Here is a 2866-nt window from a genome sequence, read left to right as displayed (position 1 = left end):
GATCACAGAGGGTAATTGTCCCGTGAATCGCTTCGGTTTTCCAGAGCCTCCCTAGCGAGTCCCTGCGCATGCAAACCAATAAGACCGAGTGGATTCTGTTCCCATCTATATATTTTGGCGGTCTATTCCCTCATTTAACATATCTGCGCCAACAAAATCGAGCCATGCTGAGAGGCCCGCTGACTGATTACCATGATCGGCGCATTATAAATGCGTATATGCTTGGTCTCAGCGCCGCCGAATGCGCTATCTCGATGGAAGAGCGTGACGTTATCTCTTGCCGCCAGCACTTTTCGGCCTGTGTTCGGGAATCAAGCTTTCGTGAGGCAAGCCTCCCTATTAAGGTTATGCATTATGTAATTGATAATTTTCATTCCTCTCGGACTTTTCATACCTTTAATCATCCTTCCAACGATGTGATGTGGCATGTGGTTCGTCAATTCCTGGCTCTTTTGGGGCTGTCCATGTCGGTTGAGCGGCCTCCTGTCAATCAGTACCTTAATGATGTGACTGCCGCTATATCGTTGGAGATGGCCGAGGCGGTTGGGCTTAAGTTTGTCGATGACGAGTATTCGTCTCACGGAGTAACAATCCCACGAATATCTCTCATTGAACAATTCTTCCGGCTATATGATTCAGTTGCTGATTTTCCGGCTCTTTGCAGCGCGAACCCGGCTCCTAATCTGGGGGCTCCTGATTAATGCCAGATTTGGTGCAGCGCAATGGATGTCAGCTTTTTTGAATTTAAGATGTGTAAGTGGGCCCATTTGAGTCCATGAGCGGCCCGGACTTTTCCACATGTACCGGCGTGAGTATCGTTTTCACCTCTCGTTCGAAGACTTCTTCCTGCTTTTCGTCGGAAACACTCTTATGATAATAGCTGGATCAAGTTGGCTGAGCTGATTCGGAGGCTGTCCACCATTACCGGGGCAACGGTCTTGGCGTGATGGCCACGCTGCGTACCGCAGCCTTGAGCCTGTCCCACCTGGCTGGGTTCCGCTCGATCAGGGCTGGCATCCAGGCGGTAATGCTCTGCATCACGGCACTGTTGGCGATGGTGACGACAACCCCAGCCCGATGCATGCTGAGGCTTTGAATCAGCCTTTGATCTGCGTAATTCTCTTGGCGAGCAACTCATATTCTTCTATGTCGCCTTGGAGGATTCTTGTTTTGGCTTCTTCGAAATCTCTCAAGCAGATTTCCTCCTGATTTGACTCTTGAGATTGCGGCAAAGAAAGGATTCGCAACAAGCTCTTGGTGAATACTCTGAACCAGGGATTTGTCAACTATATTCATTGCCTGGATCCTGTTTTGAGAAGCACAGTCCCTCGATTAGCAGCAGACAGCAGCTGCCAACCCTGATCCAGTAACCAGGGCAAAGCGAGTGCTCCTTTCCCTTCCCAGATATCATTCTCCATCCAGGTATCGTCCAGGCCAAGAAGCCCGCCTGAGGGTATCAGATCTGAGCAGTAGCATGCAGCTTCAAGATGCATGCTGTGACACTGGGCGTCGTCAATCTCTGATCCATAACTTTCCTTATAGACCTGTTGCCTCAGCCCTGAATGGCTGGCGTGCCAGAAGTCATAAGCATCCATGTAGCAGGCTGCGATCGGCTTGTCCCACGTGCGCAGCACTTCCTCGCCTTTGCCTGTGATCCAAGTGTCGTCGCAGTCCTTATAATCGCGCTTAAGTGCTTCGATATTGGCTTGGTCCAAGTCGATACCCGCAAACGGGAGCTCTAGCTCCTTGGCCAGCGTCAGCAGTTGAACGGTGCTGTTCTGCCCTTCAATGATTTCCCTGGAGCAGCCGACTTCCACAATCCAGGGCCGTTCTCCTGTCCAGCTTTGCAACAACGCAGGCAGCTTCTCGCGGCAGATCTGAATGAAAACGGCATGCCCGTGGACGCCTTTGCTGCCAAGGCAGTTGTTGATCGCATCCAGCTCGATCAGCAGTGGCATGCCTTCCGTTGGCTGGGCACCCTCGGAAGATTTGCTGGGTATCTCGCCGGCGACGGCTGTTGCCAGCAAGCCGGCCATCTGTTCATGCAGCTCCACAGCGCGATTCCAGTCAACCGCGCTCGTCTTGGCATCCGCCATCAGGCGGCTTGTGTTGGCGGTAGCCACCAGTTCAGAGCACAGCTGAAGACGCTGTTGAGCGTTGATTCCAGGGTGTTCCTTCAGCAGTCGCTTGAGGCCATAGGTCGCTGCAGCCAGCCGCTGCTCCCGCGCCACTTCCAACGTGATGCCCAGCAGCTGCGCCGGCGTCAGCGCCGACGAACGGATCAGCTTGGTGCATGCCTGCCAGCGTTCAAAGTCTGGCGAGCCCTGCACCTCGGGCTTGATCGCGCCATACACCAGTTGATCCCACACTCCTAGCTGCCCGGTGTCGTGCAAATGGCTGATTAGCTGATCAACAACTCCCTTGGTACTTTCCGGCGCATTACGCAGCTGCGCCCGCCATAGCCGGACTCCCTCCGCATAGGCCTGACCCCGCTCGATCCAATTGTCAGGTTCGTCGCCCTCGGGTTCCTTGGGCCATCCCGGCAGGTGCACCCCCAGGGTTGCCAGCTGTTCGGTGAGGGTTGAGCTGGCTGGCATTGCGGTCGATAGCATGGTCAAAAGCATTCTCGCTGTGGATTCTCTGGCCATCCAGCGCAGCCTCACCCTTCTTGAAGACCGCTACCGCGAGCTCCGGGAGATTGGCCAGAAGCGTTTTGAGGTCTGGGAGGCGGAGAGCGCTGATCTGAAGCAACAGCTGGCGGCGCAGAGCGCCCAGGCGGCGGAGGTCAAGCAGGCCCGTGATCAGCAGGCGGAACGGGTGAAGGCTCTAGAAACAGAGAAGGCGGAGGCAGCCAAGGCAGCGGAGG

The 2866-nt window shown here is 54.8% G+C and carries 3 protein-coding genes; 2 read left to right on the top strand and 1 reads right to left on the bottom strand.

The window, feature by feature from the left end; all coding sequences use genetic code 11:
• The first annotated feature begins 26 nt into the window (after positions 1-26).
• Positions 27-701, top strand: coding sequence for a WcbI family polysaccharide biosynthesis putative acetyltransferase (locus H9532_RS11420; RefSeq protein WP_296368565.1), 675 nt, complete (start codon positions 27-29; stop codon positions 699-701).
• Positions 702-1292: 591 nt separating this feature from the next.
• Here H9532_RS11420 and H9532_RS11415 read toward each other — a convergent pair.
• Positions 1293-2612: a hypothetical protein gene (locus H9532_RS11415; protein ID WP_296368564.1), complete on the bottom strand. Its 1320-nt coding sequence runs from the start codon at positions 2610-2612 to the stop codon at positions 1293-1295.
• On the opposite strand from H9532_RS11415, the gene H9532_RS11410 reads away from it, so the two are divergent.
• A partial coding sequence (locus tag H9532_RS11410) for a hypothetical protein (RefSeq protein WP_296368562.1) occupies positions 2611-2866 on the top strand: 256 nt, incomplete at its 3' end. The genes H9532_RS11415 and H9532_RS11410 overlap by 2 nt on opposite strands.

This window comes from Vulcanococcus sp. Clear-D1, from assembly GCF_014654725.1.
GTDB lineage: Bacteria > Cyanobacteriota > Cyanobacteriia > PCC-6307 > Cyanobiaceae > Vulcanococcus.
Note: the sequence above shows the minus strand (reverse complement) of the source record. Positions and strands in the feature narration are given on the sequence as shown.